Origin of the sequence: Dyadobacter sandarakinus (assembly GCF_016894445.1) — a bacterium.
Classification (GTDB): domain Bacteria; phylum Bacteroidota; class Bacteroidia; order Cytophagales; family Spirosomataceae; genus Dyadobacter; species Dyadobacter sandarakinus.
The window spans coordinates 91478-110187 of record NZ_CP056775.1 but is presented as its reverse complement, the minus strand read 5'-3'; the positions used below and the strand labels follow the sequence as shown (position 1 = coordinate 110187).

Annotated in this window: 14 protein-coding genes; all 14 read left to right on the top strand. The window is 45.7% G+C overall.

Going from position 1 to position 18710, the window contains the following annotated elements; translation table 11 throughout:
- The first annotated feature begins 79 nt into the window (after positions 1 to 79).
- Complete coding sequence (locus tag HWI92_RS00380) at positions 80 to 817, top strand: tyrosine-protein phosphatase (RefSeq protein WP_204660238.1); 738 nt, start codon at positions 80 to 82, stop codon at positions 815 to 817.
- Positions 818 to 1023: 206 nt separating this feature from the next.
- A complete protein-coding gene (locus tag HWI92_RS00375; protein WP_204660237.1) occupies positions 1024 to 1839 on the top strand; it encodes a polysaccharide biosynthesis/export family protein in 816 nt (271 codons plus the stop codon).
- Positions 1840 to 1892: 53 nt separating this feature from the next.
- Entirely contained in the window at positions 1893 to 4268 is a 2376-nt protein-coding gene (locus tag HWI92_RS00370) for a GumC family protein (protein WP_204660236.1), read from the top strand.
- Between the two features lie 354 nt (positions 4269 to 4622).
- Positions 4623 to 5945 (top strand): UDP-glucose dehydrogenase family protein, encoded by a 1323-nt coding sequence (locus HWI92_RS00365; protein ID WP_204660235.1) that lies wholly within the window; start codon positions 4623 to 4625, stop codon positions 5943 to 5945.
- Positions 5946 to 5987: 42 nt separating this feature from the next.
- Positions 5988 to 6992, top strand: a complete 1005-nt coding sequence (locus tag HWI92_RS00360) for a mannose-1-phosphate guanylyltransferase (RefSeq protein ID WP_204660234.1) — start codon at positions 5988 to 5990, stop codon at positions 6990 to 6992.
- Positions 6993 to 7088: 96 nt separating this feature from the next.
- Positions 7089 to 8609 (top strand): lipopolysaccharide biosynthesis protein, encoded by a 1521-nt coding sequence (locus tag HWI92_RS00355; protein WP_204660233.1) that lies wholly within the window; start codon positions 7089 to 7091, stop codon positions 8607 to 8609.
- Positions 8606 to 9724, top strand: a complete 1119-nt coding sequence (locus tag HWI92_RS00350) for a polysaccharide pyruvyl transferase family protein (protein WP_204660232.1) — start codon at positions 8606 to 8608, stop codon at positions 9722 to 9724. The genes HWI92_RS00355 and HWI92_RS00350 overlap by 4 nt, the downstream gene beginning before the upstream one ends.
- Before the next feature lie 30 nt (positions 9725 to 9754).
- Positions 9755 to 10672, top strand: a complete 918-nt coding sequence (locus HWI92_RS00345) for a glycosyltransferase family 2 protein (protein ID WP_204660231.1) — start codon at positions 9755 to 9757, stop codon at positions 10670 to 10672.
- A gap of 71 nt (positions 10673 to 10743) precedes the next feature.
- On the top strand, positions 10744 to 11619 hold the full coding sequence (locus tag HWI92_RS00340) for a glycosyltransferase family 2 protein (RefSeq protein WP_204660230.1): 876 nt from the start codon (positions 10744 to 10746) through the stop codon (positions 11617 to 11619).
- 58 nt (positions 11620 to 11677) lie between these two features.
- Positions 11678 to 12781 (top strand): glycosyltransferase, encoded by a 1104-nt coding sequence (locus tag HWI92_RS00335; protein WP_204660229.1) that lies wholly within the window; start codon positions 11678 to 11680, stop codon positions 12779 to 12781.
- 12 nt (positions 12782 to 12793) lie between these two features.
- Positions 12794 to 14050, top strand: coding sequence for a VpsF family polysaccharide biosynthesis protein (locus HWI92_RS00330; protein ID WP_204660228.1), 1257 nt, complete (start codon positions 12794 to 12796; stop codon positions 14048 to 14050).
- A gap of 33 nt (positions 14051 to 14083) precedes the next feature.
- On the top strand, positions 14084 to 15202 hold the full coding sequence (locus HWI92_RS00325) for a glycosyltransferase family 4 protein (RefSeq protein WP_204660227.1): 1119 nt from the start codon (positions 14084 to 14086) through the stop codon (positions 15200 to 15202).
- A gap of 39 nt (positions 15203 to 15241) precedes the next feature.
- Positions 15242 to 16549, top strand: coding sequence for a nucleotide sugar dehydrogenase (locus tag HWI92_RS00320; protein WP_204660226.1), 1308 nt, complete (start codon positions 15242 to 15244; stop codon positions 16547 to 16549).
- 28 nt (positions 16550 to 16577) lie between these two features.
- Positions 16578 to 17762 carry a glycosyltransferase family 4 protein gene (locus HWI92_RS00315; protein ID WP_204660225.1) on the top strand — a complete coding sequence of 395 codons (1185 nt, stop codon included), beginning with the start codon at positions 16578 to 16580 and terminating at the stop codon, positions 17760 to 17762.
- Positions 17763 to 18710 lie beyond the last annotated feature (948 nt).

The following is an 18710-nucleotide window of genomic DNA, read 5'->3' as shown; positions in this document are numbered from 1 at the left end:
TTGTCCAACTTTTAAAAAATCAAAAATCCGGTCTTCACCGCAGCCCGTCAGGGACTTCGGCACCGGCACGGAGAGGATTATGCTAAGCTGGTTATTTGATAGTAAAAAGGAAAAGGAAGCGGATCTTTCCCAGCTCGGGATCGATATTCACTCCCATATCATACCGGGCATTGATGATGGCGTCGAGACAATCGAAGAAGCCGTAGCTATGGTGCAGAAAATGCAGGCCCTGGGTTATCAGCGCATTGTTACGACTCCTCACGTGATGTGGGATTGCTATAAGAATACGCCCGAGATCATTCTGTCAGGGTTGCAGGATGTGCGGGAGGCAGCGCTGGCAGCCGGACTTACTATTCAGATTGATGCGGCCGCAGAATACTTTATTGACGAGCACTTTATGGAGCTTCTCAACACCCAGCAGCAATTTCTGACCTTACCGGGTAACCGCTTGCTTGTTGAACTGCCCTATTCGACACCATTAATGAATACCTCGGAAACATTGTTTTCCATTATTGCCCAGGGATACCAGCCCGTGCTGGCTCACCCGGAACGCTATACCTACTTTCATGCAGATCCGTCTGTGTACAAAAAGCTGGCTGACCAGGGATGTGAGTTACAGGTAAATATCCTGTCGCTTACAACGCACTACGGCGAAAACGTGCATAAAATGGCCGAGTGGCTGCTTAAAAATGAATTGATCTCCTATATAGGTACAGACGCCCATAAGATACAGCATTTGGAGCTTATCCACAGAAGCATCCGCAACAAGTACTTCTCCAGATATCCGTTTCAGAACTTCAACCTGATACACGCTTGACATAGAAGTTTTTCTACATTTGTAAAATAACTCTTTTTTTATAACATTTGGATAATATAAAGAATGCAAAAATTTGCAATCACATTCAGAATTCTCTGATGAGAGGAATACTTTTGCGTACTGAAATCTAAATCTTTCTAATATTTGTAAATTTTTAAGTTATTCCACTAAAACCAGTTGTAATTTATTTACTCATCGTTGCCCACATGAAAATACACCGCTCACCTATTTTTAGCATCTCCATTGTACTATTACTAGCTTGCATTGGTATCCTCGGAGGTACAAGCTCCTGCGTTTCTCCCAAGACTATCGTATACTTTCAGGGGGATACTGCCAGGTTGTACTCTTCTAAAATCAAGCAGTCGTATGTTCCGTTGATCGAGAGCAATGATATGCTATCCATTATCGTCGGTAGCCTTAACCAGGAAGCCAATGCGATTTTCAACTCAGCCAACGAATATTCCACAGCACTCACCACCTACGGCGGAGGAAGCAATGCCATGCGCCAGCCATTTGGTTACCTGGTTGATCAGCAGGGTAACATTGAGTTGCCTCTGGTTGGAAAAATAAAGGTGGGCAGCCTCACTACCAGAGCAGCAGGTGACACCATCCGTCAGCGGTTGCAGCTTTACCTGAAAGAACCGTCTGTGAATATCAAGAACATCAACTTCAAGGTTTCGGTACTCGGGGAAGTGGCAAAACCGTCTGTATACGTGATTCCGGACGAGCGCCTTACCCTCCCGGAAGTACTGAGTCTTGCAGGAGATCTTACCATTTATGGCCGCAGGAATAACGTAATGGTGATCAGGGAAGAAAAAGGAGAACGCATTTACGCACGTCTTGACCTTACCTCCCGCGACGTATTTGAATCACCATTTTACTACATGCATAAAAACGACGTCATCTATGTTGAGCCTGTGAAGGCGCGCATGAATATGACCGACCGTACGATACAGCTTGCCCCGCTGTTCGTGAGTATTCTTACCGCCGTTGTTCTCGCATATTACCGCCTCGGTAACTAGGACCAACCGGACATTTGATATTGAATTGAATAATAAAAGCAGGATTGTAGGCTATGAATCAGAACGCAGAATTTACTCAAGACTCCTTTGAAGAGCAGGATAAAAAGTTTGACTTCCAGAGTTATCTGAGGGCATTTATCCGGTACTGGTTCCTGTTTCCGATATTTCTGGTCATCTCATTGATGGCTGCATTCTTCTTTCTGCAGATCAAACAGCCGGTGTACCTGGCGCAGGCTACCCTGCTGATCAAGGATGAGAAAAAAGGAATTTCGAGCGGCGGGGATATCATCGAGCAGATGACGCAGTTTGGCGGAAACAAGCTCGTTGAAAACGAAGTAGAAGTACTCAAATCGCAGACGCTCATGGAGCAGACAGCCCGGGAACTTCAGCTCGACGTGAATTATGAAACAACCGATGGTCTTAAAACCATTGATCTTTACAAAATCAGCCCGATCTCGGTTAAAGCTGAACTGATCTCTGAGTTTGCTTACCAGAATCCGCTGGTAGTGCATGTGAAAGACAACCAGACCTTCACATTGAATGATGAAGAAACGGTACACAAATTTGGTCAGAAGCTGCGTAATGCCTGGGGTATATTCACGGTTAACAAGGATGTTGAATCTTTATATACTGATGTAAACGTAGTATTCCGGAACATTTCCAGTCTTACCGGCAGCATGCTCGGCAACCTTGAAATTGTAAATACCAACCCAAAAAGCACAGTTCTGGAACTTACGTATGAAGATACTTCTCTTCAGCGCGGCAAAGATGTACTGAACAAGCTGCTGGACGTATATGTACAATCTTCTTTGAACGATAAAAACAACGAAGCCAGCAACACACTTAAGTTTATCGAATCCCGCCTCGGCCTGATTACCGGCGAGCTCGGCGATGTGGAACGCGACGTTGAATCTTACAAGCGTAACCAGGGACTGACTGATATCAGCGCTGAGTCCAACCTTTACCTGCAGAACATCAAGGAAAATGATGCGCAGCTGAATGATGTAAATATCAAGATTTCGGTACTGGAAAGTGTTGACAAGTACATCAAGAATGCAGGCGACGGAACTCCTGCGCCGGCTACTTACATGATTGATGATCCCGTTCTGGTACAATTGCTGACCCGCTACAATGATCTTCAGTTGCAGCGTGAAAAGTATGCACAAACTACGCAGGCAAGCAACCCTTTGCTCGGAACCATCAATACGCAGCTGTCCAATACCAAGGAAGCTGTTCGGGAAAACGTGCAGAACCTGCGCCGCGGTCTGGAAGTTACCAAACAAAGTCTTGAAGCTGTAAACAGCCGATTTTCAGCAGGTCTGCGGGGTATTCCGCAAAAGGAACGCGAGTATGTCGGCATCAAGCGTCAGCAAAGCATTAAGGAAGGACTATACCTTTACCTGCTCCAAAAACGGGAAGAGACAGCATTGGGTTATGCAGCAACCGTAACCGACAGCCGTCTTATTGACGCTCCGATCGGCTCAACCCTGGCGATCAAACCGCAGAAAGCGCTGGTTTGGGGCGGCGCGGGATTGGCAGGTCTGCTACTGCCGGCACTGCTCATTAACCTGCTGATGATGCTGAGCAACACGGTTCAGGCACGTGAAGAAATTACCTCGCTGACCCACTCTGCCGTGATTGGTGAGATCGGCCACATGAAGGGTGCCAAAGATCAACCCGGCGAAGAAGGCATTATCAAAATGACAAGCCGTACAGCGGTGGCTGAACAATTCAGGGCATTGCGTACCAACCTGCAGTACCTGGGTGACGGTTCGTGCCGAACCATTATGTTCACCTCGTCGATTGGCGGAGAAGGAAAAAGTTTTGTCAGCATTAACCTTGCGGCGAGCCTTGCGTATTCGGATAAGCGTGTGATCCTGATTGGCCTCGATTTGCGTAAGCCTACACTGCACGACCGGCTGCTGGTTTCCAATAAATATGGCGTTTCAAACTGTCTGATCGGCCAGGGATCACTGGATGAGTACATTCAGTCAACCGGTATCCACCCTAAGTTTGACGTACTGGTAAGTGGTCCGATTCCACCTAACCCTTCGGAATTGCTTGGTAATGGTCGTCTGCCGATCCTGCTTGAAGAACTCCGTGAGCGTTACGATTATATCCTGATTGACTCGCCTCCATTCGGCCTCGTAACCGACTCGGCGCTGATCGCCAAGTATGCGGATGCTACCCTTTACCTGGTACGTTTCAATTACACCCTGATCGACCACCTCAAACGTATTGGCGAACTGCAGCGTACGCATCGTTTTGCAAACCTGTCTATCGTATTCAACGGTGTTAAATATGGTGCAGGGTACGGTTACGGCAGCTATGGCTATGGTGGCTACGGATACGGGTATTACAGCGAGGAGTCGGAGAGCAAGCTTCAGAACCTTGAATCGAAGCTCAGGAAGATGCTCACCAGGAGCTGATACAGCGCTCTATATAAGTCACCGTTATCTGGTAACTTCTTATTGTTTTTTTTAGAGAAGTTACCAGATAAAAAAAAGATATTTCCGGCAAACTTGGAAAAATAATATATTATTGTTGCAGCCGACCGGAAATTGTACTATTTTCATATACTGAAATGCTTGACAGTAAAAAGCTCCTTAGCGAGATGCTTTGATCAGGCAAACAACTTTACTCATCGTTAATTATGAAAAATACCTTACTCTCTTACGCTGCTCCGCGTTTGCGGCACCTTCACGACCAGCCGACTCTTCGGCTAACCCACTCGTTCTAAGCAGATTCTTACCTCATACAATCATTTTACTAATAATAAAACTATGAAACTAGCAGTAGTTGGTACAGGATACGTAGGCCTTGTAACAGGCACATGCTTCGCTGAAACCGGAAATCAGGTTACCTGTGTTGATATTGACGTAAACAAAGTAGAGCGCCTTAAAAAAGGTGAAATTCCAATATACGAACCAGGTCTTGATGTACTTTTCGACCGTAACGTAGCGGAAGGACGCCTTACATTTACCACCGACCTGAAAGAAGGTATCAAGGATGCAGAAGTGATCTTCCTTGCGCTTCCAACCCCTCCGGGAGAAGATGGTTCGGCTGATTTGAAATACATCCTGAAAGTAGCTCACGATCTGGGTCCGATCCTTGAATCTTATACCGTTATCATCGACAAAAGCACCGTTCCGGTAGGTACTGCCGAAAAGGTGAAAAATGCAATTGCAAAAGCTGCTACGGTTGAGTTTGACGTGATTTCAAACCCTGAGTTCCTTCGCGAAGGTGTTGCCGTGGAAGATTTCATGAAGCCTGACCGTGTGGTTATCGGTACTACTTCTGACAAAGCGAAGAAATTGATGGAGAAATTGTATGCTCCACTGGTACGTCAGGGTAACCCTATCATTTTCATGGACGAGCGTTCAGCTGAAATGACAAAGTACGCTGCCAACTCATTCCTGGCCATGAAGATCACCTTCATGAACGAAATCGCAAACCTTTGTGAAAAAGTAGGTGCTAACGTAGACGATATCAGAAAAGGGATTGGTACCGATACCCGTATCGGAAAACGCTTCCTGTTTGCAGGTATCGGTTACGGCGGAAGCTGCTTTCCTAAGGACGTGCAGGCACTGGCTAAAACATCAGACGATTACGGATACGACTTCCGTACCCTGAAAGCTGTGATGGACGTTAACTACGATCAGAAACAACGATTGATCCCGGTAGTAAAGGATTATTTTGATGGTAACCTGGCTGGCAAAACAATCGCTGTTTGGGGATTGGCATTCAAACCATATACTGATGATATCCGTGAAGCTCCGGCTCTGGAAAACATTCAGGCCCTGGTTGCTGCTGGCGCGAAGGTGACGGTTTATGATCCGGAAGCGATGGAGAACGTGAAAAAACTGATCCCGGAAATTACTTACTGCCACACTGCCTATGCAGCGCTTGACGATGCAGATGCACTGATGATCTTTACTGAGTGGCCGCAATTCCGTACACCTGACTTTGCGAAAATGGGCAAGCTTCTGAAAGAAAAAGTAATTTTCGACGGAAGAAACCTGTACGAACTGGATCAGATGCGTGATCTTGGCTTCACTTATTACAGCATCGGCCGTGAGGCAACGAATGTAAAAGAACTTGCCTGATTGGCAAAAACTGATGGATCTGTAACTGCTACCGGCATTCCTATGTCAACAATCGTACATGTCATTCTATCCGGGGGCGTAGGCAGCCGATTGTGGCCCGTATCCCGTAAGTCCATGCCCAAGCAATACATTCCGATGTTTGGTGACAAGTCTCTGTTCCAGATGACCGCAGAAAGGAACAAGAACTTTGTCAGTCAGACCTTGGTGGTGGGCAACAAGGATAACTATTTGCTGTCACAGGCAGATATGTTCAGAGCAGATATCGGCCACTATGAGGAAATCATCGAGGCTGCGCCCAGGAACACCGCGGCTGCAATTGCATTTGCAGCATTCGCAGTGGCTCCGGATGACGTACTGCTGGTTACACCATCGGACCATATTATTACCAATGAAATTGCATATGCCCGGTCTATTTCCGAGGCTGTCAGATTTGCTTCCGAAGGTTACCTGGTGACCTTCGGAATCAATCCGACGAAGCCCGAAACCGGATATGGGTACATTGAATTTGAAGAAAATTCAGTGCGCTCTTTCCGCGAAAAGCCGGATGCACTTACTGCCAGGTTCTTCATGGAATCTGGTAATTTTTTATGGAACAGCGGCATGTTCTGCTTTCAGGCAGGTACTTATCTGGAAGAACTGAATGCCTTTGAACCCGACATTTTCCAGACCTCCTACGAAGCATACTGCAACCGGAGAGACTCATTGTTACCCGATGGCCTGACGATGCAGATTCCTTCCAAAAGCATTGACTATGCCGTGATGGAGCGCTCCGAAAAGATCAAGGTAGTGAAAGCCGACTTCGGCTGGTCAGACCTTGGTTCATTTGAGTCGATCTGGGAACATTGGGAAACACAGGGAGAAAACCACCGGTTTATCAGCAACAACTGCGTGGTAGGCTCAACCAAACATGTGGAGTTCCTGGGTGTTGACAATGTTGTGCTGGTAGAAACCAGCGACGCGATCCTTGTACTTGATAAAGGCAGCTCTCAGGATGTAAAGAAAATCTATGAGCGGCTGGAAAAAGAAAGACCCGAGTTGGTTCAATGACAAAAAGGCTCAATCCTGAATGATTGCGGTTGAGCTTTTTTTACAAATCTTGAAAATAAGCTCAGCGCACTGACGCATCCTCCAACTAAAATTCCAATGAATACCGCCGTAGCTTTAAAGAAAAACCTCATTTCCAATGTGGTCCTGTTTGTTCTGAATGGGATCATCAGTTTCTGGCTGCCACCTTTCCTGGTGAAAAGCCTGGGCATTGGTGCCTATGGTTTGATCCCGCTATCTACCTCGATGGTAGGTTATGCAGCCATCGTAACCGTGGCGATCAACAGTTCCCTTTCCCGCTTTCTTGCCCTTGACATCAACAATCAAAATTTTGAAGCCGCAAACAAGACCTGGAATACAGCCTTCACTTCCCTGGCCGTCCTGCTCTCGCTGCTGGCTCCTTTCCTCTTTATTTTTGCGTGGAATGTAAGCTCATTTATCTCTGTACCGGCCGGGCTTGAACATGATGTTTCGATCCTTTTCACCTGTGTGAGCGTCGGCTTTATCATGTCTGCATTTACTTCGGTGTTCAACTCGTCGGCTTATGTTGCCAACCGGCTTGACCTGGTCAACAGGGTATCGGTGATCAACACCTACATGCGTGTGATCCTGATCTTCGTGATTTTTCTTCTGATCCGCGTATCACTGGGCGGTTACGGTACTTCTATCCTGATTGCCAGCGTAATATCCAGTTCTTACAGCTTTTATCTTTTCAGGAAATTCACTCCTGACATCAAGATTAATTTCAAGCTTTTTGATAGATCGGTTCTCAGCGAAATGCTGTCGATGGGCTGGTGGCTGATCGTGATCCAGCTGGGAAGTATCCTTTTTCTTCAGATCGACCTGCTGGTCATCAACAAAACACTGGGTAACGTAGCAGCCGGGCAATATGGCCTGATCCTGCAATGGAGCCACATTATCCGTACCCTTGCCATTGCACTTTCCGGTGCACTCGGACCATTGATCCTGAACCTGTACGCTAAAAAGGAATTTGATCAGATGATCCGCCTGACAAAGCTTTCCAACAAAGCATTGTCCCTTTTTATCGGCTGTATCGTAGGTGTACTTTGCATTATCTCCCCTGCCCTCTTTTCAATATGGATGGGAAAAGATTTCAGCAACCTTAAATGGTTGTTTATGATTGCACTCCTTCCGCTACCGATCAACCTGGGCGTTCTTCCGCTGTTTTCACTGAACCGTGCTTATAACAAGCTGCGTACGCCCGGAATTTACACCCTGTTTATGGGCGCCTGCAACCTGGGTCTGGCCATATTCCTGGTGAAAGAAACAGATCTGAAATTGTACGGGGTGGCCGTAGCGAGCGGCATTGTACTCACGTTTAAAAACTTCATTTTCATGCCGATATATGTGGCCGGCAATATGGGAATCAAAAGGACAACCTTTTTCAGAGCGTCATTGAGCACCCTGGTTTTACTGGCAATGTCTGTCTTCGGGGCCTTCTATTATTTCGATTATTTTACGATCTCCAACTGGCCGCAGCTGATCATTCACAGTGGCATTCTGTTCTGCATTTTTGCAGGGGTTTCATTCCTGCTGCTCACCCAGTCCGAACGGAAAATGATACTCAGTACAATCCTTAAAAAAACTAAAAAGAAGTGAACAATATCATTTTTTTCAAACCGGCACGACAAACGGAAAACATCGGTGACCTCCTGATCAACCTTGTTGAAGTGGATTTGCTGAGACCTTATGGTCAGATCGTCGTGGACGACCTTTCGGCTCCGGGCTGGTTTGTGGACGAAATCAGCCGGTCGAAATCCGATCTGCGCTTGTCCAAATTCTCGGGCAAGCCGCTGCTGAAAACACTGTCGTCACTGCTGGTAAAGCAACTATTTTCGTCGAAGAAAAACCAGTACTACCTGGCCATCCAGCCGGGACATACTTCCCGTAAAGGTTTTGACGTGGCTGTTTCGAATTTCAAGATCAATGCAAAAATGTACCTGCTCAAAATGATGGGCTGCCGTATCGTACGCATTGGTTTTTCGATCGGCCCTTTTGATGATTACAATGGCTGGGCGGAGTCTTTCGGATCCAAGGCGTACCACTACTATGCCGTACGGGACAATGAGTCGCTGAAAATTGCCAAAAAATATAACTTCAAAAATCCCCTGTATTTTCCTGACCTCGCCTGGGCTTACTCGCCGGAGCGTCAGCAAAAAGCGAATGGAGATTATATCGTCATCAGCATGCGGTCCAATGCATACGGCCGCATCCACGATTCGACGTACCTGAGACCGCTGCTAACCCGCATCCGCGAGATACTCGTTCTTTCGGGACAGCAAAATACCAAGATCGTGCTCGTGCACCAGGTGAAATACGACCGCGAAGCAAGTGCTGAAATTTACGAAAGCCTGAAAAGCGAGTTTAATGCTGAGCTGATTGATACTATGCTGACGCTGAGCCAGGCCAATGAAATATATGGAAATGCCAAGTTTATCATCAGTAACCGGCTGCACGTATTGCTGCTCGCACTTAAATGCGGAGCGCTCTCGTTCCCGCTGGTGGATGTAGTGGATAACAAAAAGATCACCAGCATTTTCAATGATAACAACCTGAGTGACCTGATTCTCGATATTAAATCAAGCGCTGAAGAAAATGGCCGGCAGATTGTACGGAACTTTGAAAAGCGTGAGGCGGTAATGGGTGAGTTCAAGAAAATCCAGGCTGCCAACAAGCAGGTTATAGAAGAAAAACTAAGTACAGTATTCCGGTAGCGGAAGCATTTTATCAAACAGACAACAACTATGGTTTCGATTATTGTACCGTGTTACAATTGCGAGCATTTTGTAGAAAGGGCCGTAAATAGCGTGCTGGGCCAAACCTACACTGACTGGGAATTGATACTGGTTAACAATAATTCAACAGACGGAACCCAGTTGGTCCTTGAAAAAATTGCAAGTACCTACCCCGACAAGGTACAGGTATACCAGGAATTCAAAAAAGGCGCTCCTGCTGCCCGCAACAAAGGTCTTCGGGCTGCCAAAGGCGAGTGGGTGCAGTACCTGGATGCCGATGACGAACTCCTGCCCGACAAGCTGAAAGTGCAGGTGGAGCTCGGAGAAACGCAGCAGGCAGATTGTGTGATCGGGAATGCAAACCTGATTGAACTGAAAAACGGCGTACTGGCACAAACCCGGAGACCCCTGAATACGGAGGATGTATGGTCCGGGCTGATCACGTCGCATCTTGGCATTACTACCGCGATACTCTGGCGGAAAAGCCGGCTGGATCATATTCAGGGATGGGATGAAAACCTTACCTCCTCGCAGGAATATGATATGATGTTCCGCTTGTTGAAAAACGGGGCAAAAGTGATTTTTGATCCGGCTGAAAATACTTTGATCCACAAAACGGACAGTGGTATTTCAAAAAACCCGGATAAAAACAAGATGCTCGGCATCATTGATAACCGTGTTAAGCTGAGGTTGCAGATTGAGCAGCATCTTAAACAAATCAGTCAATTAACCGAGGCGCGGAAAAACCTGATTTACAGGTATATTTTCCTGGAATTGACAGGTAATAAAATTGACATTGCAGAGTACCGGAAAACCCGTCTTGATGGCGCTTCGCTGGATTTTCCAATGCAATGGAAACTGGATCATTTTGTAAAAACCAGCCGGAAGTCAATTGTCCGCGGAATTAAATCGGTAATCGGAAGCTGACAAGCCATCCCGCCGCTCAAATAAATAATAACCAGGATCAGGCTGATCCATCCCTAACAGCTAAATTGATTATGAACAACGTGCTGGTATCTGTTATCATCCCAACATACAATGACTGGAAGCGCCTGGCGCTTTGCCTGGATGCATTGAAGGAACAGAGCTTTCCGGCCGACCGGTTTGAAATAATAGTTATCAATAATAATCCAGCCGATAAGAAGCCGGCAAACTTTGTTGTACCGCAAAATTGCATTTTGTTGGACGAAGAAGAACCGGGTTCCTATGCTGCCAGGAATAAAGGGATCGGCAGGGCACAGGGTACGATTCTCGCCTTTACCGATTCGGATTGCATTCCGTCCGCTGACTGGATCAAAAATGCAGTTACGCTTCTTGAATCAAATAAAAACATCAGCAGAATTGCAGGGAAGATTGATATTTTTTACAAATCCAATCATCCTACTCCTGCCGAGCTTTATGAAAAGGTATATGCCTTCAAGCAGGAAGATATCGCAAAATCGGGACTGAGTGTTACCGGAAATATGTTTGCCTACAAGTCGGTCTTTGATGCGGTCGGCAATTTCAATAATACGCTCCTGTCCGGGGGCGATTATGAATGGTCCAAACGTGCCGAGCAGGCCGGATTTAAAATTATTTTTGGCGAAAATGTAGCGATCCGCCACCCGGCCCGTCATCGCATGTCCGACCTGGTTAAAAAAACAAAGCGTGTGGTAGGAGGTGATGTCGTAACCAAAAAATCGGCATTTATTGACCTGCTTATCAGCATGAAACCCCCGATGCGCATTGCTGCCAAACAATTTGAAAAATACGGGAAAGAGCTTTCACTCAGTCAGAAGGTTAGCGTATACTCGATCAAATATTATCTTGCGCTCGTTTGCAGCGTCGAGAAATTGAAAATCTCCTGGGGACAACAGGAAAAAAGAAGAGAATAAGGTTACTCAGCTGAATAATAAAAGAACTTGGCTGTACTTTGACACTGGATCCATTAAAATGAAACAAGCGCGTAATATTCTGATCTTTTGCAATGTGTCTGATTTCCGGACTTATACTAGGAGAGCTACGCTTGAATCCATTGCAAAACTGGCGCCGGGTACGAAGTGTATTTCTATGGTATCATTCTGGAATGGCCCGAAGCTGGACCTCAGGAGTGAGCACCTTGAAATCATACCATTCTATTATTATCTGCCCTACCCGGTTATCAAGAAAATCGGTTTCCTGAATTACATTAATTTCAAGCTGAATACACTCCGGACAGGATTTGATTTCAACAAATTTGATACCGTAATCCTGTCAAGACCACACAACTATATTGTGGGTCCATTTATCAAGGATAAAAAGAAAGTTGTCATTTTGAGTGATGCTTATCACACCATGGGCAATACACTGGAAGAAACCCGGAAGGTGATTGAAATGGGGGATGTGATCATGGCAACCAGCATGGCGCTCCGCGATGTTTACGTACAGAAATACTTTTCCATTACGGATAAAAATATTGTTTACTGGCCCAACTGTGTCGACCTGGATGTGTGGGGACCTGCGGCAACAAGTAAGCCGGAGCCACGCAAAACAAATGAAATAGTTGTTGGTTTTGCAGGTAATTTCATGGAAGCCACGGACATTCATTTGTTGTACGATGTGGTCACAACCATGACAGACGTCAGGTTTGTTCTTGCAGGTAAAAACAGATATCCTCAAAATTCGGAGGAGTCGGCCATGCTGGAAAAGATAATCAAGGCGCCAAATGTGGAATACCACGGCTATATTGATTACAATCAGTTGCCCGACGAAGTTAAAAAATGGGATATATGCATTATGATTGATGCCATCAGCGAACATGCTTCTTACCATCATCATAATAAAATGTACCAGTACCTGGCACTTGGCAAGCCGGTTGTTTACCAGAAAAACCACAATGATTACGAACCGCTTGGGGAAGCATCATTTGGTGTAACAGGTTCAGCAGAATTCATTGAAAGACTGGAATACGTGATCCGGAAATTAAAAGACGGAACTGATTTTTCTGCACGGGCAAAGGAGCTTGCGTATGAAAATTCAAGCGACCGCCGGGCCGAACAACTTCTCGAAATCATATAAAAATACACACGCATGTTTTTTCTCGAAAAAAGATGGTTTCCTTCAATCGTTACATTCCTCTCCCTGTTTGTGGGGCCGGGTGTATTGTTGAAGCTGCATTACCCGATCGGGGAAGCGGGTGCCGGCGCCTTGTTCCGGTTCCATCCGGTTTCCTATTTCCTTATCATCCTTACAGGTTACAATGCCCTGAAATATAGCTACAAGCTGGGTGAATTAAAGAAGTTCCAGAATTTCAGCATTGCAGTTTTTGTCGTGCTGATCTATTCACTCACATTCGGAGCTTCCAAAGGAAACCTCTTTTTGTTCAATGTACTGGTATGTCCTGTTCTGATCATTTATAATTTCCAGTTTATTAATTACAAACAGCATATCAATGTAGAAGTATGGACCAAAATCATGTCCATGTTCCGCTTCTTCTTTTATGCTGAATGTCTCCTTGCCATTGCAGAGCACGTTGTACACTTTAAGCTGTTTCCGATTAATGAAACTGCAATACTTTTCCGGTCCAATGCTTTCCAGGGCCACCCGCTGAACAACTCCCTGTTCCTGATATTTTTCTCGTGGTTTTTCTATTCCTATGAGAATTCCTTTCTGAAAAGAATGGTGATTATCGGGCTTACCGTAGGTGCATTGGCGAGCTTTGGAGTACGCTCGGGACTGTTGGCATATTGCATGGGTATTACACTGCTCAGCCTTAAATTCATGGAACGCGGCAAGATCAACTTCTCGTTCCAGAATATCGCCATGCTGGTGATCCTGTTTGTGAGTGTATTTTACATCGTACTTTACACCCCGCTGGGCGCCAGGATTGTATCGGCAGGTAGCTTCAATGACAACAGTTCCGGTGTAAGATTCAATGTGTACAGCATGTTCCTGTCCATATCACTGGAAGACATTATTTGGGGTACCAAGCAGGAACTGATTGATTACCTGATGTACATCAGGGGAATCGAGATTATCGAAAACTTCTGGATTATCTGGATTTTCAAGTACGGAGTCATTTTTGCCGCTTACCTTGGAATTTCCTTTATTCTTTTTACATTCCAGATTGCCCGGCTGGCATTCCCGCTGAAAAAATACGACCGGCTTGTTGTTGTCGGGTGCTTTTTACTCGCAGCGTCGTCCAACAACTCGCTGGCTGTAAATACAACCGTAATCAGCGCGATCACAATCCTGTGTCTGACGCAATACAACCTGCTCCGGTACAAAGCCAATAACAAGCCCAAATCAAATGTTGCCGCACGGGTACCGGCACCGATGCCATTTTAATTACGATCGATAGTCGAGGTACTAACAAAATCTATGAAGATACGCGTACTACATGTCCTCAACAGCCCATCTATCGGTGGAATTGAGTCTTTCGTTTATTATCTGGCAAGGGTACAGCAAAGCAACCCGAATCTGGAAATAGCACTTCTCTTCTCACGCCCCGAGGGTAATTTTAAGGAGAAGTTTTTGTCCATGGGCATACAGTGTTATTTCTTTAATATCAAAGCATTTGATCCGGATATCAGGAAGTATATGCGGTTTGCCAAAATTGCATCGCGCTTCGATATACTTCATTTCCATACCTATATTCCTACCCGCGAATTATTTGCTTCGAGGCTGAAATCAAAAATTGTTTTCACACAGCACAGCGTTGACGGATTTGGAAGAGCCAAAAAGAAGACGGATTATTTCAGGCATTTAATGCTTAGAAACTTCCTGAATAAAGACGCTGATTTCGTCACCTTTAATTCCAACTATACCAAGAAATTCTGGAACGAACGCGGAATTCTTAATACAAGAAGTAAGGTAGTATACAACGGAGTGACTTTTGAAAATCAGGATTCGGTTACGGCTACCAGCGAGCCTGTCATTGAAATTGACCGGAGTAAATTCATTATCGGTACCAGCTCCCGCTTTATCAACTGGAAACGCATTGATCTGCTGGTAAAAGCATTTCACATTTTCCAGAAAGGAAAAGACAATGCGCACCTGCTGCTGGTGGGAGATGGTAATGAAATGGCTAATCTGGTAGAACTGGTGAAAAGTCTCGGGATTGAAGACAAAGTAACTTTCACGGGTTTTACCACCAATGTTACCTACTACCAGTCTGTGATGAATGTTTGTGTTTTCCCATCCACAACAGAATCATTCGGGCTTGTTGCCATTGAATGCCTCCATCAGGGAAAACCCGTGCTGGTATTCCGGGACGGTGGCGGCATTACGGAATTGATTAACAAAATAGATCCCGAGAATGTAGTAGACGATATTCCCGGACTTGCGCAGGCATTTGAAAAATATTATAAAAATCCCGGACTACTCGGTGAAGAAAACAAGCTGCGGTGGAAGCGCTTTGCCGAAGAGTTTGATATGAAAATTGCAGAAAATCAATTCTACCAGATTTATGAAGAATCATTATCTGGCTTAATACAGTAACTCAACTTAATTTATTCAGAAAATTAAATACACCCGTTTATGAACATAAGTATTTTTGGTTTAGGCTATGTAGGCTGTGTGAGCCTTGGATGTTTGGCAAAGAACGGCCACACCGTCGTAGGAGTTGACGTGAGCCAGGATAAAGTAAACCAGATTAACAATGGACAGGCAACCATCGTTGAAAAGGATATAGATCAAATTATTGCAGACCAGCACGAAGCCGGCCGCATCAGTGCCACTACCGACTTCAAGGCAGCGGTTGTTCAGACTGAATTGTCTATTGTAGCAGTAGGAACACCTTCCAGCTCAAAAGGACACCTGAACCTGGACTACATTTTCAATGTCGCCAGAAATATCGGTGAAGTTCTGAAAGAAAAAGATGCATTCCATGTGGTTGCGCTGCGCTCTACCGTACTGCCGGGAACTTGCGAAAAGTTTGCGCACATTATTGAAGATGCTTCGGGTAAAAAAGCCAATGTTGACTTTGCAGTCGTTGATAACCCTGAATTTCTCCGAGAAGGTACTGCGGTTCAGGATTACTACAACCCCCCGCTGACGCTGATCGGTGGCGAAAATGAGCAGGCAACATCCCTGATGGCCAGCCTCTACCAGCAGCTCCCCGCAGAGGTGATCATTACCGATACCAAAACAGCGGAAATCATGAAGTATGTAAATAATACTTTCCATGCGCTGAAAATTTCTTTCGCCAATGAAGTAGGTAACATTTCAAGCGCGCTGGGTATTGATTCGCATAAAGTAATGGAGATTTTCTGCAAGGATAAGCAGCTTAACATTTCTCCGTATTACTTCAAACCCGGCTTTGCATATGGCGGCTCATGCCTCCCGAAAGACCTGAAAGGCTTGCAGACCCTGGCTCATGACCTGTATGTGAAAGTCCCGCTGATTGACAGCATTGACGAAACAAACACGATCCAGATCCAGCGCGCAGTAAGCCTTCTGAGCCGCTTCTTCGGCAAGCGCATCGGTATCCTTGGATTGAGCTTCAAGGCAGGAACAGACGACCTTCGTAACAGTCCGTCGGTAGAGCTGGTTGAAACACTTGTCGGAAAAGGTTTTGATATCTCTATTTACGATTCAAACATCCAGATTGCGAAGCTGACCGGTAAAAACAAAGACTACATCGAGAGCCGGATTCCTCACCTTTCCAAGCTGCTGGTAGACAATCTTGACTACGTGGTAGAGAAGAGTGATGTGCTCGTGGTTTGTAACAAAGAGCAACAATTCGTAGAAAAATGCGACACCGTTTCAGGCAAAACCATCGTGGATCTTGTGCGTCTGCCGGAGGGTGTAAAAGAAAATAATCAATATTTTGGTATCAACTGGTAGTAAGGAATTGTACTCAACGTATAATGTAATGGAGAATAACCTTCTTGGCAAGCATATACTCATCGTCGTTGAAAACCTGCCGGTTCCGTTCGACAGGCGAGTATGGCAGGAGGCGAATACATTGAAGGAGAATGGGGCAAAAGTTTCTATAATTTGTCCAAAAATGAAGGGCTATACCAAGAGCCGGGAAACCATTGATGGTATAGAAATTTACAGGCACCCGCTCCCCGTCGAGGCGAGCGGTGCCCTGGGCTACCTGCTCGAATACAGCGCGGCTTTGTTCTGGGAGTTTACGCTGGCACTCAGGATCTTCTTCAAAAAGCGCTTCCACGTTATACAGGGTTGTAATCCGCCCGATCTGATCTTCCTTGTTGCGCTCCCATTCAAATTGTTTGGTGTCAAGTATGTGTTCGACCATCACGACATCAATCCGGAGCTCTATGAAGCGAAGTTTGAAAAGCAGGATGCATTTTACAAGCTGATGGTATTGTTTGAAAAACTTACTTTCAGAACGGCCAATGCGAGTATCGCCACCAACGAGTCTTACAAAAGTATAGCAGTGGAAAGAGGCGGCATGTCGCCGGATAAAGTAACCGTGATCAGAAGCGGCCCCAAGCTCGACAGGCTGCGCATTACTGCCGGTAACCAGACCTATAAAAAGGGCCGGAACTACCTGGTAGGCTATCTCGGGGTGATCGGCGAGCAGGAAGGGATCGATCTGCTTCTTGAAGCATTTCGCCTGCTGGTGGACCGGCGCAAGGATGTGCAGCTGGCCATCGTAGGCGGAGGCACGAGCGTAGAAAGTCTGAAAGCACTTTCCATTGAAAAAGGATTGGGCGACTACGTTGACTTTTACGGCAGGGTATCCGATGAGCTGATGGTAGATATTCTGAATACCACGGACATATGCGTTAATCCGGATAAGCCATTGAAGATGAACAATCTTTCTACCATGAACAAGATCATGGAGTACATGGCACTCAAAAAGCCGATTGTACAATTTGATCTCAAAGAAGGAAAGTTTTCGGCCCGGGAGGCATCGCTGTACGCTACTTCGGTACCGGACTTTGCAGATAAAATGGATTTTCTTCTGAGCAACGCAGCGGTTCGTGAGCAGATGGGAAATTATGGCTATAACCGGGTGGTTACGGAGCTCTCGTGGGAATTTGAAAGTAAAAAGCTGATTGATTTTTATAAGAGGCTGCTTAAATAAGCATGGGACTGGCGCAACCCGCGCCGGTCACTCATCCTCTTTATGAAAATAAAACGTATATAAAGAATTACCCTGACCGGGTGTTTCTTTTTTACTGCACTTTTGGCTCCATAATCAGCTACCTGCCAGCAGATTACCTATCGGAATGTATTGGCGGGTGATATCCACAGTAAGTTGTTAACAAGGAAAAGTTCTGCGGCGGCAGTTGCGGAATAAAGTGTAATATGAAAAAAGCCGGCGGCCAGTTGCAGCACTTTGCAGCTTCCGGTTGCTCCCTGACCTGCTGGTGAGCGGGCTAAGCCGGGATTGCCAGAGATCAGTACGCCGCCTCTGGTGCTGGTATCGTTTTAGTATCTTTTTGACCATCGCATACCTGGGTGACCCGGGCTACCAGGTTGTTGTGCAGTAGCACGAATTCCCGGTTTCAGTGTAAATCTGAAATTTATACCGTATCCATTTCACTTGAAATTGTAAAAATGGATCAAGGTGTATTGAAGGCATAATGAGAAGGTTGTTGACTATACGGGCCGTGATTATTACATTATCCATGCGGCCCTTCTTTAAGAAAGAATGCACAAAGTGCCGGGGAGGTACGAGTCTGCGGATCACCCCACTGCTGAAAGCAGGACACTTTTTTACTCCGATGCTGGCATTGGTAGTGAAAAGGCCACTTTCAAATCCATGAATAACGCCCCTAAGAAAGACAAATAACGTATCTGTGAGTGATGAAGGTGAAAGTTCGCTGGCAACACTGACGATTTCTTTCGTAAATTAACAGTTTAGAATTGTCGAATTGACATTGTCAGGCCCTCCGATGTAAAATGAACTATTAGCCTGGAAAACTGCGGATTAAAATCTGGTCCTGACCTGCGCAAAAAAGCAAGGGCTTTGCCCATTGCAGGTTCGGACAATGAGTTTTAATAGTGGCGAAATAAGCAGCGTATATCG